Origin of the sequence: uncultured Aquimarina sp. (genome assembly GCF_947496855.1) — a bacterium.
GTDB lineage: Bacteria > Bacteroidota > Bacteroidia > Flavobacteriales > Flavobacteriaceae > Aquimarina.
Genome location: NZ_CANMED010000008.1, coordinates 374,467 through 391,255, shown reverse-complemented (window position 1 = coordinate 391,255; position 16,789 = coordinate 374,467). Strand labels below are relative to the sequence as shown.

Here is a 16,789-nt window from a genome sequence, read left to right as displayed (position 1 = left end):
ACTTGTAGTCCCAAAGTTATAGTGCTGATAAAATTTTCTTTGGACTCATATATTCGAAATAACGTTTCCTTATTTTAAAATTTTCATCTAAAAATACAGTTGCTGGTAAAGAGAAAGATATATTTTTTCTTGAGGCTAATAACATAGGGATTTGATGAATTGTATTTCTAGATGTTAAATAATTTTTATTGGTAAAAATTGCGCCATCAAAAGCAATTGTATCTCTACTTTCTGCATTCATTTTTACGGCGTAATAATCCTTGGTTATTTTATCAATTATCTCTGATTTTGTATAAACTACTTTATCCATTTTTTTGCAATACACGCACCAGTCTGTGTAGAAACTAATAATCACTTTTTTTGGTTTTAAAGCAAGAGAGTCATCTAATTGTTCAAAAGTTATCCAATTAATCGTTTTATTTTCTTGAGCTTGTATCTTTATAGCAACAAGCAAATAAAATGATATAATGATTTTTAAATATTTCATGATTAATGAAGTTTACCAAATTTTATACCTATAAAAAGTGTTCTAGGTGTTCCTGGACCATAAATATAATCGGAATCGCGCAGAGGCCCAATATCAAAGTCATCCTGATAGCTATCGAATATGTTTTTAATTCCACCACTAAATGTAACTTGAAAATTTTCTGAAATATCTGAGTGATATTCAAGTTTTAGATTCATATCAAAAAAGGAATCCGTATCAACAAGATCTAGAAATCCAGAGTTACTAATAACTCTGGGTACTGTCATATCACCAGTATATGTTCCAGTAAGATTTATATTAAATTGTTCTCCTGGAATCCACGATGTACTAAGATAGCCATAAGTGTTAGGATTTCTTACAAATTCATCAACGACCACATTACCTTCTCCAGGTGTTGCGCCATCGCTTTCAAAAAGTATTTGACTTTCATCGTACATAGCTTTCTGAATAGTTCCTCCTAATTGGAATTGCCACTTTTTAGATGGAGATATGCCAATTTCAAAATTTGTTCCAAATACTTTTGCTCCTGATCCATTTCTAACTTCTTCAAGAATAGAACCGTTTTCAAGAACCGCACCAGTATTAACTAATGCGAAAGGATCTTCAAGACTTGTGTAAAATCCTTCTAATAAAAAATCAGCTTGAATCTTATTTATGTTTTTTGTATAATTTAAAGAAGCTGTAAAAGCATTTGAAAACTCAGTATCTAAGTTTTCTGATAAAATCACGAACTGAGGTTCTCCTCCAACTGATGAGATATGTAAATCTTCATTGAAAGCTTGGGGAGCTCTAAATCCTCTTGCGTAACCTCCTCTCAGTTTTAAAGAGTTAAGAAGGTTGTAGGACAATGTTATTCTCGGACTTAACACTGTTTGTTTTATTGATATATCGCGAGAAATATCACCTATATTGTATTTGCCTTCAATGTTTACATGGTCTAATCTAGTTCCTATAAGCGCTATGAAATCATCACTCGGTTTCCATTCATACTGTGCATAGGATCCAATAGTATGGACTTGTTGATCAATTAATCTATTGTACCCAGCAATAATATCTTCAGTATCACTGATATTGTATTCTGTACCTATTGTGATAATATGATTATTTTTTAAAGTTTTAGTAAATTGAATTCCGGTAAGTAATGATAGATCTTTGGTAACTCCATAAGAGTTTAATGCAAGAATACTATCTTGTCTTGTCCTTTCGCCGCCTAATCCCCCGTAGTAGCTATCTCTATCGGTGTATTGACCAGAAGTATAAATAGATAGATTATTTGTTCCTTTTTTATTTTCTACTTCGTAAGTAATGCCTCCCAAAAAAGTGTTATGATCTAATTCTTCTGTTATATCAGTAAAATGAGGGGCAAGATTAAGACGATCTCCTCCGCGACGGTATTCTTTAATTGTAGTTAAATCTAATGATATTTTACTTCTGTCATTTGGTTTTAAGAATGTTTTTAATCCAAAAGTAGTGTTCTGTAGTGTTGTTAATTCAGTAAAGCCGTCATTATTAGCATCAAACTCTTCTCGATCTCTATTAAGTCCAAATACGGTAATTCCTGACTTTAAATCATCACTTACAAGAGATGTATTAAAATTCAAAGAACGATCTGGGGTGTCTCCATTAATAAGACCAAGATACGTTCCAATTTCCCAGGTGTTTAGAACTGGGTCTTTAGTGATAATGTTAATTGTTCCTGCAATGGCATTTGATCCATAAAGAGCAGATCCTCCGCTTCTTACTACTTCAATACGTTCAACAATATTAGTAGGTATCTGCTCTAATCCGTATACGCTATTTAGTGCGCTAAAAACGGCTCGGCTATTTATTAATACCTGGGTGTAGCTACCATCCAAACCATTAAGCCTTACTTGGGTGAATCCACAATTCTGACAATTATTTTCTACTCTAACTCCAGGAGAGTAGTTTAGTCCTTCAGAAATTGATATAGATTGCGTGGCTTCCAATAGTTTGGGACTTAATACATTCACAACCACTGGAGCATTTTTTCGATTCACACGATTTCTAGTTGCACTTACTACGACCTGGTCCAGATTTAAACGATCTTCTTTAAGAGTAAATTTTTTGGTTTGGGTACTTAGTGTTATTGAAATGTTTTCTGTCAAAGTTTGGTGTCCTAAAGAACTAATCTTTAAGCGGTAATCTCCAAAAGGAATATTTTCGATTTCAAAAAAACCATTTCTATCGGCAGATATATATGTATTAAAGAAAGGGTTTGATATGGCTACATTAGCATAAGGTAAGGCAGCTTCATTAGTGTTAATGTATCCTTTCAGCTTTCCTGTCTGACCTATTGCCAAGATGGTGTTCAATGAAAATAAAAAGAATAAAACTGGTTTCATGTTTAATATTAAAATGTATTAGCTTCGGCAAATATATAAAGTTAGCCAAGACTAACAAATAAAATCAACAGATTATAAGATATTTTTTAGTTAGGTTTAAATTCATGTGGTTTTACTACTAAGATGGATTCTGTTTGTTCTTTCGAATACATCTTTCATTCTCATTGATTTATAATTTGATTGTAGAATAATTAACGAAATATTTTAGTTTATAGATCGGAGATGTTATCTTTACAGGAACACCAGCTGGGGTAGATGCTGTAAAAGCCGAAGATGCACTAACTGGTTTTGTAGAAAAGCAACAAATTTTTTCAATAAGAATTAAATAGATGAGCAAAGGGTATAGCTTAGAAAGTGTAAATGAATTGTCCGGTGGGGACGATGAATTTATAACAGTATTGGTGCAAACATTTTTAGAAGAGATACCTCCGGATTTGGATAGTATGGGGCAGGCGGTAAAAAATAATGATCCAAAAACTGCATACCAATTTGCGCATAAAATGAAACCGAATCTTCAGTTATTCGGTATTGATCTCTTGAAGGAGATAAAGCAAGTGGAGGCCTGGTCTAAATCTGGTAAAGAAAAATCAGAAATTGAAATTATACTAAGCCACATTGTTACTACTGTTAATGGTGCTATCGAAGATCTGAAAGCCGACTTTCAATAAATTATGCTTGCAGAAATAATTACCATAGGAGATGAAATTCTCATTGGTCAAATTGTCGATTCTAATTCCGCTTTTATAGGAAAAGAGCTTAATAAGATAGGTGTGGATGTATATCAGATCACTTCTATTCAGGATCATAAACAACATATTCTAAACGCTTTGGAAGAAGCAAAGAATAGAGTAGATATTGTTCTTGTAACTGGTGGATTAGGACCTACAAAAGATGACATAACGAAGCACACTATTTGCGAATTTTTTGACGATACATTGGTTCAAAATGATAAAGTGTTGCGTCATATTGAAGCACTTTTTGAAAAATATATACATACTCCTGTTACGGATATTAATAGAATGCAAGCACTCGTTCCAAGTACATCAACTGTTCTTATGAATAACTTTGGTACGGCTCCCGGAATGTGGTTAGAAAAAGATAATACTGTTTTTGTGTCTATGCCAGGAGTACCTTTTGAGATGAAAAATCTAATGAATGATGAGGTATTGCCTCGACTTCAGGAAAAATTTGATAGACCATTTATTATTCATAAAACGGTATTAACCTATGGTTTAGGCGAAAGTGCAATAGCAAAGAAAATAGAACAATGGGAGGATAATTTACCTTCTTTTATAAAGTTAGCATATTTACCTAGTCTAGGCAGGGTTAGATTACGTCTTTCTGCACGTGGAATTGATGAGAAATTATTAATAGATACTATTAAGAATAAGATTACCGATTTACATGAATATATTGGTGATATAATTGTGGGTTATGAAGAGGATGAGTCAATAGAGATGATGATTGGTAAGATACTTGTTTCACGAGGCCTGTTTCTAGCAGTTGCAGAGAGTTGTACGGGTGGAAAAATTTCTCAATCTATAACTGCTAATGCAGGATCTTCATCTTTCTTTAAAGGAGGTGTAGTTACGTATGCTACCCAGTCTAAGACAGATCTTTTGGGCGTTGATAGTGACTTAATTAAACAGCACACAGTTACTAGTAACGAAGTTGCTGAAGCCATGGCGCTAGGCGTAAAAAATAAATTTAAATCAGATTATGCTATTGCGACCACCGGCAATGCTGGACCTTCTAAAGGAGATGGTGATGTCGAGGTGGGTACGGTTTTTATAGCGATTGCTACTCCAGATCGTGTTTTTTCAGAGAAGTTTGTGTTTAGTAATTTACGTGAACGCACAATAGGGAAGGCGGTAAATAAATCCTTTGAAATGCTTTTTAGCGAGGTTACCTAATTAGGTTGTTTAGTAGCCTCTTTTTTTGTCCATTCAATAGCATCTTTTAAGTCTCGAAAATGATAAAAAGGCTTTTTGGCAAAATGTTTCTCAACCTCTATTGACATTTCACTTACTTTATTGTAAGTAACTACACCATATCCTCTAAAATTATCCATATATATTAGAGGACAATCCAGATAATCTGTCGGTATAATCGAATGAGAATTAATTCTGTCAGAGATATAGGTAAATGGTTGTCCATTGCTATAGTGTTTTAACACCAGAGGGATGAGATCGTTAAGTTTGTTTAATGTAATTATCTCTCCTTCATTTATTTCTGCAATAATGTATTGATTATAAAAATAATAAGTACCTAGGTTGAGATCGTATTTTTGAATAAAGTTGTCACTTAGTTTGGCTTTCATAATCTAAATAATTTTGTTAGTTACTGATTAGTCGTGAAAAAGGTGGTATAATTTCTTATAAAAGTCTGCTATTTAGTGTTTTGTGAATTTTTGTTAATCTCAAACGTTACAGTTGGTTTTATTTTTTAGAAAATTATGAAAATATTAGTACAATGGATTGCTACTCTTCTATTTAGAAGAAAATCTGAAATAAGCTTTTAATTAATCTGGGATAACTAATTTATCTACCCATTTAATTGCATCATCAAGTTTATTGAAAGTACGTGTTGGAATTTTTAAGAATGATTTTTCTAGCTTAGCAATTTTCGATCCGATAGGATTATAAGTTACTACAGCATATCCTTTTACATTAGGAAATTGTTCATTTGTTTTAAAATGATTTGTAGGTTCGAAAGAATAGGAGTTGATCCTGTTGGCGATATAAACAAATGGTGTTTTGTCACCGTAGTGTGTTTTTCCTAGTTTTATGAGTTCTGAAGCATTTTGATAAGTAAGAATAACTCCTTCGTTTATTTCTGATATCACGAAATTTTTATGGAAATAAAATATTCCAATGTCAAGTTCATGTTTATGAGCAAGTTTTTTGTTATATGTGAAAGCCATTTTTAATTGAGTACAATTTTATTAAGTTTAATAAATTATAAATAAGTTTTCATGGAGTGTTTTGTAGCTTGTTATTACCGTAAGATGATTTTAATTAGTTATCATTTAGTTGTTTAATAATTATTCTACCCATAGCAAAGCATCATCTAAACAATTGAAAATTTTTAGTTTAAGTTTCAATAAAATATTGTTCTAAGGTAGCCACTTTGTTATTGACGGCATCATAAGTTACTACACTGTATCCTGTAAAATTCGGAAATAACTTTGAAGATTTAAAATGCTCAGTAGGTACAAAAGAGTAGGATTTTTTTCTATTAGATGTATACATAAATGGAATAATAGTTCCGTAATAGGAATGAATTAATTCCAGTAAGCCAGAGCAATTTTCAAAAGTAAGGATGACGCCTTCTTTTGTTTTCGAAATTATATGATTGTTATAGAAATAAAATAATCCAATACTAAGGTCCTGCTTATAGGTAAACCTATTATTAAAATTATGAACCATTTTTAAACGATGTGTTTCCTATTACTATGGTAATATACTTATTTTTTTATTAAAAACACATATTTGTATCGTTTAAAATATTAATAATTTATTTTTATAGTTAATTTATTATTAAATTCATATTGTTTAATCATGCATGATAAGTTCCTTTACCCAGAGTTTTGCATCATCTAGATTTTCAAAAATTTTTGTAGGAACATTAAGAAAGGACTGTTCTAATGAAGCTATTTTATTGTTTATAGAGTTGTATGTAACTACTCCATACCCTTTTAAGTTAGGGAATAATTTTGCTGATTTAAAATGAGTTGTGGGTTCAAAAGAGTAGGAGTTTTTTCTATTTGTTATATAAACAAATGGTATGTTAGTTCCATAATATTCTTTGGTTAATAAAAACAATTTTGTGGCCTTATCATAATTTAATGAGGCTCCTTCATTCATCTCTGAAATCATAAAGTTTTTGTAGAAAAAGAAAGATCCTATATCAAGTTCATGCTTTCTGATGAAGTCATTCGTGTTATTTTGGTACATAACAATCGTTTTTTTATCTAATATACAATTTAGGGTTCTAAAAATCAATCATTTGGCAGAAGTTCTCTTAAGTTTTTTTAGTTGTATAAAATTTTGATAATAAGAATTTTTGGTTTTAGATATTACCTTAACTCGAATGCATAAAAAAAGCGGATCCTAAGATCCGCTTGTTTACTACTCAATTACCCCATATCAAGTAGTTAGTTACAGTTATGAAAACTAACTGGTGTAAAGGTAATTGCTATGTGCGACCTACTCTATAGGTATAAATACCTGTTTTTTCAGAAATATGAGGTAGTTTTCTGAAAACTAATGCATTATCTTTATCGCGAATATCAAACCGATTAATAAGTATGCTTTAAAAGTCAAAAACCTTTTATTTTACTCTATAACGACGTCTTGAAATAAAATTTTAAAAAAGAGAAAAAAATTACAAAACTATTATTGGTGGTTCGATAAATAATTCGTTAATTTGCACCCTGTTTTGAAATAATACCAAAATTAAGAAGAGATGTCAAGAGTTTGCGAGCTTACAGGTAAAAAAGCGATGGTGGGAAATAACGTTTCTCACGCTATGAATAAAACAAAACGTAAATTCAACGCGAATTTAATAAAAAAGCGTTTTTATATTCCAGAAGAAGATCGTTGGGTAACACTTAAGGTGTCTACTGCGGCTTTAAAAAATATAAATAAAAACGGTATTGCTGCTGTTTTAAAAGAAGCAAGAGCTAAAGGTTTCTTAACAAAATAAATCAGCTTTTAAAAAGATACTATAATGGCAAAGAGAGGTAATAGAGTTCAGGTAATCTTAGAATGTACAGAGCATAAAGCAACTGGTAAACCAGGTACTTCTAGATATATTACAACAAAAAATAAGAAGAACACTCCGGATAGAATGGAAATAAAGAAATTTAATCCTATTCTTAAGAAAATGACTGTTCATAAAGAAATAAAATAAGACAATGGCAAAGAAATCAGTAGCATCGTTACAGACAGGATCAAAGAGGTTGACCAAAGCTATTAAAATGGTAAAATCTCCGAAAACAGGAGCGTATACTTTTGTAGAGTCAATTATGCAACCAGATGCAGTAAATGACTTTTTTAGTAAAAAGTAATTAGCAAGAAAAATATTTTATAAAGAAGCCGTTTCAATTTAATTGGAATGGCTCTTTCTTTTTATATATTTATGCGATTTTATGTTAGTGTTTTAATTTTAACTTATTAGCATTCTGAATATAATACATGAGTTTGTTTAAAAAAATATTCTCTTCGGAGAAAAAAGAAACCTTAGATAAAGGGTTAGAGAAGTCTAAAACTAGCTTCTTTTCTAAATTAGGTAAAGCTGTTGCTGGTAAATCCAAAGTAGATGATGATGTACTGGATAATCTGGAAGAAGTTTTAGTAACTAGTGATGTAGGTGTGAAAACTACAATAAAAGTTATAGAAAGAATAGAAGGTCGAGTTTCTAGGGATAAATATCTAGGGACCGACGAATTAAATCAAATTTTAAGAGAAGAGATAGCAGGTTTACTTTCTGAAACGAATTCTGGCGAAGCTACAGATTTCGAGATTCCAGTAGATAAAAAACCATACGTTTTAATGGTGGTAGGAGTAAACGGTGTTGGAAAAACAACTACCATTGGTAAATTAGCTTATCAATTTAATAAAAAAGGTTTGAAAGTGGTTTTAGGAGCTGCTGATACGTTTAGAGCTGCTGCTATAGATCAGTTGCAGGTTTGGGCTGATCGTGTGGATGTTCCTATCGTAAAGCAAGATATGGGTAGTGATCCTGCGTCTGTAGCTTTTGATACGTTAAAATCTGGAGTGAATCAGGATGCAGATGTTATTATCATAGATACAGCCGGAAGATTGCATAATAAGGTGAATTTAATGAATGAGTTGACCAAGGTAAAGCGTGTTATGCAAAAGGTGATCGGTGATGCTCCACACGATGTCTTATTGGTTTTAGATGGTTCTACAGGTCAAAATGCTTTTGAACAGGCAAAACAGTTTACAGCTGCAACGGAGGTAACCTCATTGGCAGTTACAAAATTAGATGGAACTGCTAAAGGTGGTGTTGTTATAGGAATTAGTGATCAGTTCCAGATTCCGGTTAAATATATTGGAGTAGGAGAAGGGATTGAAGACCTTCAAGTGTTTAACAAATATGAATTTGTGGATTCGTTTTTTAAGTAATTTAAGACTGTTATAGAAGAGTTAAAAAGGTGTTATGTTATATTCATAACACCTTTTTTTATATTTTAAACTCTCAAAATATTTACAAACCATCAATCTATGAGAAAACTAATATATATATTTATATCACTTCTGATTTTTAGTTCCTGTAAAAAAGAGAAAGAAGAACAACAAGAAGGGATACAATCTAAGGTAGTTTGGGAGTCTTATGATGAAATAGAGGATTTAGAGTCGACGAAAAAATTGGACCAAGAAAGGATGCATTTGAAACTTGTAAATTCTAAAGTTTTGGATAAGAATGATATATGGAGACCTTTAGAGTCAGAACTGGATTATTTTTCTGCAGAAGATTACAATAAGCTAAAGAAATTTGTACTTGAGAAAGATATACCTGCTATCCAGCAAAGTGTCAAAAAAGGTGAGCTTTCATATGAAGAATTGGTTAAGTTTTATATTTATAGAATCCGTATGTATGAGAGTGATAACTCTTTATCTCTAAATACAGTTATATCCTTAAATCCAAAAGTAGTAGAACAGGCAAGAGCATTAGATAAAGTTGATAAAAATACTATTGATGTTAATTCGGTTTTTGGCATGCCGATTTTGTTGAAAGACAATATTGGAACCGAATACATGAAGACCACGGCTGGTGCGGTAGCGCTTCAGGATAATAAAACTGGTGATGCTTTTATTGCTAAAAGACTATTAGAGCAGGATGCATTAATTTTAGGCAAGGCAAACCTAAGCGAATGGGCGTATTTTTTATGTATTGGCTGCCCAGTTGGATATAGCGCAATTGGTGGTCAAACGCTTAATCCTTATGGGAGAATGGTTTTTGAATCAGGTGGTTCTAGTTCTGGAAGTGGGGTAGCAGTAGCAGCAAATTTTTGTATAGCGGCAGTTGGAACAGAAACAAGTGGATCCATTTTATCTCCTTCTAGTCAGAATTCTGTTGTAGGGTTGAAGCCAACGATTGGTTTGTTAAGTAGATCTGGTATTGTTCCGATTTCTAGTACGCTAGATACACCAGGACCTATGACAAAAAGTGTAATTGATAATGCTATTTTGTTAAATGCAATGATCGGCAAAGATCCAGAAGATGCTACTTCTGTTTATACCGAAACAGATTTTATAATATCTATAAAAGATTCTATTATAGAAGGAAAGCGTTTTGGTGTTATTAAGAGTTTGTTGCAAGATTCTGTATATGCTAGAGCAATTGATAAGATAAAAAATGCAGGTGGAGAAATTGTAGAGGTGGAGCCAGAACAAACTTCGCTACCAGGATTTCTTAGTATTTTGAATATAGATATGAAAAATGATCTTCCTAACTATATTAATTTATATGCCAGTGATAATGTCAATATAAAAACAATAGAAGATGTAATTGCATTCAATTTACAAGATACACTTGTTAGGATTCCATATGGACAAGGGATATTTGAAGGAATTGTAAAAGATAGCACTACTCCTGAAGATCTGGAAAAAATAAAAGAAGATCTTAAAGTTACAGCTCGTAAGTATTTCGATTCTCAAATTGATAAACATAACCTAGATGTTGTGTTGTCAATAAATAATTACCACGCAGGTTATGCTGCAGTGGCTAAATATCCTGCTTTAACAGTACCAATGGGGTATACAAATAAAGGTGAGCCTAAAGGACTTACTTTTATCGGAAAGCCATTTTCAGAAGCTAAGTTGTTACAATTAGGGTTGTGGTATGAATCGATATCTAAAGAACGTAAAATACCTGTTAACTATAATTAATTAATAAGCGCATTAATTTTTATCCAAAGATCATTGTCAAAACTTGATGGGCCCAGTAACGCCTGTCCAGTATCATCACCCATTCTGATAATAACTAAATTCTTACTGGGTACTATATATAGTTTTTGATCATTTTTGCCTAAACCTGCTATGAGGTCATCAGGAGCAGCTGGTATCAACTCACCTGAAAATTCATTTTCGAATGCAGGTGCTCTAAAATTCGATTTGCCATTTAACCACCATAAATATCCATAAGATTGATTTAGGTTTTGTGAAGTAGTAATCATTTGGGTAAAGTAGTTTTGATCCGTAAGAATTTGAGTATTATTCCAAGTTCCTTTGTTAAGATTTAATAGCCCAAAACGAGCCATGCTTCTAGCTGTGCTATAATAAATGTTAGTGTATCCAATATTTACCCATGTTCCATTCATTCCAATTTTGCTTTTTAGCTTAGTGTCAAAATAGGAATTGTAATCTGTGTTTACAGCTTCAGCAACGATATCTGTCAGTAGTGTGTAGGCTGCGTTATGATAATACCAAAAACTCCCTGGTTCATTAAGATACGTAAGACAATCAAAATTAATACAATTTTGCAAAAGAATATTAGTGTAATCTAAGCCTGTAGTCATCGTTAAATGGTTTCTGACTGTAATTGCTTGTTCCTGATCTGTTGCGATGTTTGCCCATTGAGTTCCTAGGTATGTTGCAGAAGATTCATTAATGTCCAGTAACCCCTCTTGTTGTGCCAATCCGACAGTAAAAGCAGTCAATGTTTTTCCTGCAGAATACCAAGGATTGTTATCGGATACAGAACCTCCATTAAAGTATTTTTCTACTACAATTTTTCCATTTTTAAGAATGATAAAAGCTTTGGTGTCTTTTTCTTCCAGGAAATTATAAAGAGTTTGTTCTGCTGCGGTATTCCATCCCAAGTTAGTAATAGTTATGGTTTCCCATTCTTCAGAAGTAACAGGAGGGAAATATAACTCGTTTTGATCAGGGTTAGGATATATAATGACCGCATCTTCGATAGCTTCATTTACATCCTCAGAACAAGAAAAGATGAAACTAAGAAGAAAAAATAGAAATGGAGTTATAAAATTTCTCATGCATTGGGGCTTATGTAGATTTAGACAATACAATATACAAAAGGTTTAAATATTTTCTTTTTTTTTAACAGCTAGAGTTATTGGTAATTATGTGCTAAACTTTAGTTATTCATTGTATCTTTGCAAACCTTTATCCGGAAGATATGAGAACAAAGACTTTAAAGAAAAATAAGATCAATGTAGTTACACTAGGTTGTAGTAAGAATGTGTATGACAGTGAGGTTCTTATGGGACAACTGAAAGCGAACAATAAAGAAGTGGTTCATGAAGAAGAAGGAAATGTTGTAGTTATTAATACTTGTGGTTTTATTGCGAATGCCAAAGAAGAGTCTGTAAATACTATTTTGGAATATGTACAGAAAAAAGATCAGGGTATAGTAGATAAAGTTTTTGTTACTGGTTGTTTGTCGGAAAGATATAAGCCAGATTTGCAGAAAGAAATTCCTAACGTGGATCAATATTTTGGCACCACAGAACTACCTGGCTTATTAAAAGCATTGGGAGCTGATTATAAACACGAATTAATAGGAGAAAGATTAACTACAACTCCTAAAAATTATGCGTATTTAAAAATAGCAGAAGGTTGTGATCGACCTTGTTCTTTTTGTGCAATTCCAATAATGAGAGGGAAACATAAATCTACACCGATTGAAGAATTGGTAACAGAAGCAGAAAAATTAGCAGCTAACGGTGTAAAAGAACTAGTACTGATTGCTCAAGATTTAACCTATTACGGACTTGATATTTATAAGGAAAGAAAGTTGGCAGATTTACTTCGAGAGTTAGTAAAAGTAGATGGAATAGAATGGATACGTTTACATTATGCATTTCCTACAGGATTTCCGATGGAAGTATTAGAAGTAATGAAGCAAGAGCCTAAAATATGTAATTATATCGATATTCCATTACAGCATATAGCGGATCCAATTCTTAAGTCAATGCGTCGAGGTACTACGAAAGCAAAAACTACTAAGCTTCTTAATGAGTTTAGAGCAGCAGTACCGGAAATGACAATTCGAACTACATTAATTGTTGGGTATCCAGGGGAAACACAAGAAGATTTCGAAACACTAAGAGACTGGGTAAAAGAAATGCGTTTTGAACGTCTTGGATGTTTTACCTATTCTCATGAAGAAAATACACACGCTTATAACTTAGAGGATGATGTTCCAGAAGAAGTGAAAATGGATCGTGCTAACGAGATCATGGAAATACAATCGCAAATCTCTTGGGAACTGAATCAACAGAAAATAGGACAAGAATTTAAGGTGGTTATTGATAGAAAAGAAGGGCCTTATTTTATAGGTAGAACAGAGTTTGACTCTCCTGATGTAGATAACGAGGTGTTAGTTGATGCTTCTAAGTTTTATTTAAAAACTGGAGAATATACTACTGTCAAAATATATGAAGCCGAGGATTTTGATCTATATGGTGAAGTGATTTAATATAAAAAAACAAAGAGATCGAATATTTTTCTAAGTTCGATCTCTTTGTATATAGAAATAACCGTATTCCAATCTGTCAGTTAAATTTTACAATTTGACTATTTTGGTAACCAGCGCTGTGTGTTTATCTGTTTTTGTTTTTACAATGTATATTCCAGATTTAAAATTACTTAAATCTAGTTGGTGAGTTTTTAAAGTTCCGCCAATATGTTTTGTTTTAATAAGTGAACCTGTAAGGGAATAAATTTCAATGATTCCATTTTCAAAAGTTTCATTAAAGGATATATTGATTATATCTTTCACAAGACTAGGATAGATTACTTGCTTTATATTCTCTTCGCTTGCTAATACTTTTACACTGTTGATCGCTTTTCTGTCTTCAGGAACTCCATCACCAAAACATAAATCAAGTTCAAAAGCATCATCGAATAAGCTAGTTAGAGAAGTGTTTCTATGGATAATATCTGTTAATGATGTTCTTTGGATTCTTCTTCTGTCTGATCTAGAAAAGAAAGGATCGTTTTCATAATAATAATAATCACCATCTCTTAGGTTAGTGAATTGTTTAGATAGCATAGCTGACATGGTGCGGCCTATTAATTTCCCTTCTATTTCGTCTTCTGATAGAAGACCTACCCAAAGATCAATATGGTCGATGTCATTATATAAGGACTCTAGATTTCTTGCAACGGTGTCATTAGAGGAAATATCAGAAAACCTTCTAGCTCTTCTACCGGTATAGTGTTTTCTTGCAGTGTTATAATCAGGTAACCCATGATCTCTTCCTCTTTGGATATTGATACTACCAAGATCCAATCCAAAACGAATTTCATCAGTTACATTACCAAATAAGAAGTCTCGTAACACATCATTAATTTTGGTATCTGTTTTATAAAGCCTGTGTACAGTAGCTCCTTTCAAAAAAGTTTCCGGACCATATTCCAAAAAAAGGTCTGTATTAAAGAAAGCTTCTACTAATTCAAACTCTCCTGGCCCTACTTCTTCACAATCATTATCTACCACTACTACATCATCGGATACTTGCGTATGTCCGATTCTAAAAGAAGCTGCTGCAAATGTGTTCATAATATCAGGCCGTACAGAACTCTTATATCTTCTATATTTTGGTAACTCTATTCCTAAAGCAGGTAGGTACTCTCTATAAGTTATAGCCTGTATGATAGCTCCTACTTCTTTTCTTGCTATTTGATATATTTTTTCATCATCTGTATAACCTTTAGAAAGTAATTCATCACAGATTCTATTATGCTCTCTTAAAAAGACTACCTGTAAAGAGGTCAAAATTGTATTTTCTGAAGCTCGTTGATCCCCTGCTACGAAAACTTTAACTGTTCCTCCTTCATCGTCATCCATAAAAGGAGCTTCAGGATCGATTTCGCCATTACGTTCACTAGTTAAGGTGTTAAATGGTAAATAATCATCTTCAGACATCTTTAGCTTTCCGCCCTCAAAAGTTCGAAGCCAATCTGCACGTTCTTTATCTGATCCATATACCATAGATGCGTCTAGATATGCAGTATTACCATTAAACTGTTCTCTTTGAGAATTTACCGTAATATATTCACTTCTAAAAAAAGGAATATCCACAGTAAATAACTCCTCATCCTGAGGAAGTTCTATAGGCACGTATTCCGTTTCACCTGTAGGTGTTACAGTCATATCATGATCGATAAATTGTCCCCAAAAGTAATGCATGGTGTTAATACCTAGTGTGTTGAACTGAGTAACGGGTTCGTCACAAACCAGATTAGAAATTTCTCTTGCAGAAGGACGATTATCATCATTTAAAGCACCATTTTGGTTTTCAGAGCCATAGTTTGATGATAATTCTCGATAAAAAATACTATTTGCAGCACCCCAACTTCTTCTTTGTGGTTTAATGTTGTTGTTAGAGCCATCTATAGATCTAAATTCATCACGGTTATTATGACTTCTGTCGGGACTCTTAGTATCATAATTCCTGTAGTAAGTACCTGTTAAATATTTACCTATATTTTTTTTTGAAGGCTGTTGAGCCATAGTTTTTGTTGATATCATCAACAAAAAAAGTAAGTTAAAGCTTATGAAAAGCTTAAGAATAGAAAGTTTGTGTAACATAATGATTAGTGTTTATAAATTAAAATTTTAAATTGGTTGTTTAAATAATTTTATGATTCAACACAGCATAACTTTTTATAGCTATGTTTGAGAAAGTAATAGCTAGATCCAAAGAAGAGTAAAGAAACTAGTGTAACATATGGCTAGTGCACTATTTCCAAATAAATAAAGCTTGATACCATTTCTATTGGTTAATAAATTTTAGAAATAATATAAAATTAGGAATGTATAGTTTTAAGTTTCTTAAGATAATTACTTGAACTTTAGTCTTTTTATATAGTGAGTAGCACTACTTGCTAGGTTCTTTTATTAAATTCGTTGTGATGGTTGATAGAACCATTAATATTTTTGAAAATAATATTTATGCTGGTTAGAGATGTCTTTTGTAGTTTGGAAATATCTGTTTTCGTCAACTCTTTGATTTAGATCTTGCGTAATAGTTTTAGATTTTTTAAGCATGATGATTTTGTGTTAGATTTAAAGGTTTGTTCATTATAATAAGGTGCCTGGACTAGTTTTGTTAAGCAATCATTAGAATAAGTTTTTAGGTAAGAAGATAACTTTAAACATTGGTTGGTTTTATAAAGATTAAAATTCAATTATGGTATGTGAAACTATATAAAGATAAATTTATAGTAGCAGGCTTATATAGTTTAAAAGAGGTTTTATGTAAAAAACAGCTACTTTTCTGTAAAAAGTAGCTAGTGTTCAATGAATGTTTTTTTAAAATTTGTTAAAGATTTAAGCTTTTAAAAGAGTTTTGTTATGTGTTCATAATCTAAATTTTTGGTATTACTTAGAAAACTTATATAACTGTAATACTTAAAAATTTTAAGTGGAGAAGCGAACACGTACTCAGCTTATTTATTTAGGTGTTTTACTAGAAATTTCTGCGTTTATAATGACTACAAAAAACTATTTTTTAGTATGTATTTTAATTTGAAGGCTGCTATTAAGATTACCTTATGATAGAATTGGGTTTTTATGCTATCTGTATTTCTAATTTACTTTAAGGATAAAAAAAATCGAGGACCATAACGATCCTCGATTCTATTGCGTAATACTCTTTAGATTTTTTGGCTAATTCTAATATAAGAGAGAACTTTATTTCTTTATTTTATTAAGGGACAAAGTTTTATGTTAAACGCTTTATTTTTAATTTAATTTTATTCGGGCGCAAAAATATTTAAAAAAGAGATACGAAATTCTTAATTTAAGGTGATGGTTGTTTTTGTTCTATAATTAAAAGAAATGATAACTTGAGATTTTCGTAACTCAGGAAAGGCAAGGGATGAGATATTAATAACGTTATGAAATAATGAGTTGTTTGAATGTATTATTTTTACGT

The 16,789-nt window shown here is 31.9% G+C and carries 16 protein-coding genes; 8 read left to right on the top strand and 8 right to left on the bottom strand.

Annotated elements, in window-relative coordinates:
* Positions 1–16: 16 nt before the first annotated feature.
* Together Q0921_RS23315 and Q0921_RS23310 are read right to left on the bottom strand one after the other, a co-directional pair.
* The gene (locus Q0921_RS23315) at positions 17–487 is read right to left on the bottom strand and encodes a thioredoxin fold domain-containing protein (protein ID WP_299261301.1); all 471 of its coding nucleotides are present in this window, start codon (positions 485–487) and stop codon (positions 17–19) included.
* Between the two features lie 2 nt (positions 488–489).
* Positions 490–2,850: a TonB-dependent receptor gene (locus tag Q0921_RS23310; protein ID WP_299261300.1), complete on the bottom strand. Its 2,361-nt coding sequence runs from the start codon at positions 2,848–2,850 to the stop codon at positions 490–492.
* 329 nt (positions 2,851–3,179) lie between these two features.
* Between Q0921_RS23310 and Q0921_RS23305 the strand changes: the two genes are divergently transcribed.
* On the top strand, positions 3,180–3,518 hold the full coding sequence (locus Q0921_RS23305; RefSeq protein ID WP_299261298.1) for an Hpt domain-containing protein: 339 nt from the start codon (positions 3,180–3,182) through the stop codon (positions 3,516–3,518).
* Positions 3,519–3,521: 3 nt separating this feature from the next.
* On the top strand, positions 3,522–4,763 hold the full coding sequence (locus tag Q0921_RS23300) for a CinA family nicotinamide mononucleotide deamidase-related protein (protein WP_299261297.1): 1,242 nt from the start codon (positions 3,522–3,524) through the stop codon (positions 4,761–4,763).
* Here the strand turns inward: Q0921_RS23300 and Q0921_RS23295 are convergent.
* The 4 genes from Q0921_RS23295 to Q0921_RS23280 form a co-directional block, all read right to left on the bottom strand.
* Positions 4,760–5,170: a hypothetical protein gene (locus Q0921_RS23295; protein WP_299261296.1), complete on the bottom strand. Its 411-nt coding sequence runs from the start codon at positions 5,168–5,170 to the stop codon at positions 4,760–4,762. The genes Q0921_RS23300 and Q0921_RS23295 overlap by 4 nt on opposite strands.
* A gap of 201 nt (positions 5,171–5,371) precedes the next feature.
* Positions 5,372–5,773 (bottom strand): hypothetical protein, encoded by a 402-nt coding sequence (locus Q0921_RS23290; RefSeq protein ID WP_299261295.1) that lies wholly within the window; start codon positions 5,771–5,773, stop codon positions 5,372–5,374.
* A gap of 169 nt (positions 5,774–5,942) precedes the next feature.
* Positions 5,943–6,278: a hypothetical protein gene (locus Q0921_RS23285; RefSeq protein ID WP_299261293.1), complete on the bottom strand. Its 336-nt coding sequence runs from the start codon at positions 6,276–6,278 to the stop codon at positions 5,943–5,945.
* Positions 6,279–6,404: 126 nt separating this feature from the next.
* The gene (locus tag Q0921_RS23280; RefSeq protein ID WP_299261279.1) at positions 6,405–6,806 is read right to left on the bottom strand and encodes a hypothetical protein; all 402 of its coding nucleotides are present in this window, start codon (positions 6,804–6,806) and stop codon (positions 6,405–6,407) included.
* Between the two features lie 511 nt (positions 6,807–7,317).
* Here Q0921_RS23280 and rpmB point away from each other — a divergent pair.
* The 5 genes from rpmB (at position 7,318) to Q0921_RS23255 (ending at position 10,769) form a co-directional block, all read left to right on the top strand.
* A complete protein-coding gene (rpmB, locus tag Q0921_RS23275; RefSeq protein WP_118461811.1) occupies positions 7,318–7,557 on the top strand; it encodes a 50S ribosomal protein L28 in 240 nt (79 codons plus the stop codon).
* Positions 7,558–7,581: 24 nt separating this feature from the next.
* Positions 7,582–7,764 carry a 50S ribosomal protein L33 gene (gene rpmG / locus Q0921_RS23270; RefSeq protein ID WP_118461813.1) on the top strand — a complete coding sequence of 61 codons (183 nt, stop codon included), beginning with the start codon at positions 7,582–7,584 and terminating at the stop codon, positions 7,762–7,764.
* A gap of 4 nt (positions 7,765–7,768) precedes the next feature.
* A complete protein-coding gene (locus Q0921_RS23265) occupies positions 7,769–7,921 on the top strand; it encodes a DUF4295 domain-containing protein (RefSeq protein ID WP_299261277.1) in 153 nt (50 codons plus the stop codon).
* A 127-nt stretch (positions 7,922–8,048) separates the two neighbouring features.
* Positions 8,049–9,002 carry a signal recognition particle-docking protein FtsY gene (gene ftsY, locus Q0921_RS23260; RefSeq protein ID WP_299261275.1) on the top strand — a complete coding sequence of 318 codons (954 nt, stop codon included), beginning with the start codon at positions 8,049–8,051 and terminating at the stop codon, positions 9,000–9,002.
* A gap of 99 nt (positions 9,003–9,101) precedes the next feature.
* The gene (locus Q0921_RS23255; RefSeq protein WP_299261273.1) at positions 9,102–10,769 is read left to right on the top strand and encodes an amidase family protein; all 1,668 of its coding nucleotides are present in this window, start codon (positions 9,102–9,104) and stop codon (positions 10,767–10,769) included.
* On the opposite strand, the gene Q0921_RS23250 is transcribed toward Q0921_RS23255, so the two are convergent.
* Positions 10,766–11,878, bottom strand: coding sequence for a serine hydrolase (locus Q0921_RS23250; protein WP_299261271.1), 1,113 nt, complete (start codon positions 11,876–11,878; stop codon positions 10,766–10,768). The genes Q0921_RS23255 and Q0921_RS23250 overlap by 4 nt on opposite strands.
* 143 nt (positions 11,879–12,021) lie before the next feature.
* Here Q0921_RS23250 and rimO point away from each other — a divergent pair, with 143 nt between their 5' ends.
* Positions 12,022–13,323, top strand: a complete 1,302-nt coding sequence (gene rimO, locus Q0921_RS23245; protein ID WP_299261270.1) for a 30S ribosomal protein S12 methylthiotransferase RimO — start codon at positions 12,022–12,024, stop codon at positions 13,321–13,323.
* Between the two features lie 87 nt (positions 13,324–13,410).
* Here the strand turns inward: rimO and Q0921_RS23240 are convergent, their stop codons facing one another.
* On the bottom strand, positions 13,411–15,381 hold the full coding sequence (locus Q0921_RS23240) for a peroxidase family protein (protein WP_299261269.1): 1,971 nt from the start codon (positions 15,379–15,381) through the stop codon (positions 13,411–13,413).
* Positions 15,382–16,789: the final 1,408 nt, after the last annotated feature.

Excerpts from the sequence above, each read along its gene's own strand:
- Q0921_RS23315 (WP_299261301.1), bottom strand. The coding sequence starts at position 487 with ATGAAATATTTAAAAATCATTATATCATTTTATTTGCTTGTTGCTATA.
- Q0921_RS23310 (WP_299261300.1), bottom strand. The coding sequence starts at position 2,850 with ATGAAACCAGTTTTATTCTTTTTATTTTCATTGAACACCATCTTGGCA.
- Q0921_RS23305 (WP_299261298.1), top strand. The coding sequence starts at position 3,180 with ATGAGCAAAGGGTATAGCTTAGAAAGTGTAAATGAATTGTCCGGTGGG.
- Q0921_RS23300 (WP_299261297.1), top strand. The coding sequence starts at position 3,522 with ATGCTTGCAGAAATAATTACCATAGGAGATGAAATTCTCATTGGTCAA.
- Q0921_RS23295 (WP_299261296.1), bottom strand. The coding sequence starts at position 5,170 with ATGAAAGCCAAACTAAGTGACAACTTTATTCAAAAATACGATCTCAAC.
- Q0921_RS23290 (WP_299261295.1), bottom strand. The coding sequence starts at position 5,773 with ATGGCTTTCACATATAACAAAAAACTTGCTCATAAACATGAACTTGAC.
- Q0921_RS23285 (WP_299261293.1), bottom strand. The coding sequence starts at position 6,278 with ATGGTTCATAATTTTAATAATAGGTTTACCTATAAGCAGGACCTTAGT.
- Q0921_RS23280 (WP_299261279.1), bottom strand. The coding sequence starts at position 6,806 with ATGTACCAAAATAACACGAATGACTTCATCAGAAAGCATGAACTTGAT.
- rpmB (WP_118461811.1), top strand. The coding sequence starts at position 7,318 with ATGTCAAGAGTTTGCGAGCTTACAGGTAAAAAAGCGATGGTGGGAAAT.
- rpmG (WP_118461813.1), top strand. The coding sequence starts at position 7,582 with ATGGCAAAGAGAGGTAATAGAGTTCAGGTAATCTTAGAATGTACAGAG.
- Q0921_RS23265 (WP_299261277.1), top strand. The coding sequence starts at position 7,769 with ATGGCAAAGAAATCAGTAGCATCGTTACAGACAGGATCAAAGAGGTTG.
- ftsY (WP_299261275.1), top strand. The coding sequence starts at position 8,049 with ATGAGTTTGTTTAAAAAAATATTCTCTTCGGAGAAAAAAGAAACCTTA.
- Q0921_RS23255 (WP_299261273.1), top strand. The coding sequence starts at position 9,102 with ATGAGAAAACTAATATATATATTTATATCACTTCTGATTTTTAGTTCC.
- Q0921_RS23250 (WP_299261271.1), bottom strand. The coding sequence starts at position 11,878 with ATGAGAAATTTTATAACTCCATTTCTATTTTTTCTTCTTAGTTTCATC.
- rimO (WP_299261270.1), top strand. The coding sequence starts at position 12,022 with ATGAGAACAAAGACTTTAAAGAAAAATAAGATCAATGTAGTTACACTA.
- Q0921_RS23240 (WP_299261269.1), bottom strand. The coding sequence starts at position 15,381 with ATGATATCAACAAAAACTATGGCTCAACAGCCTTCAAAAAAAAATATA.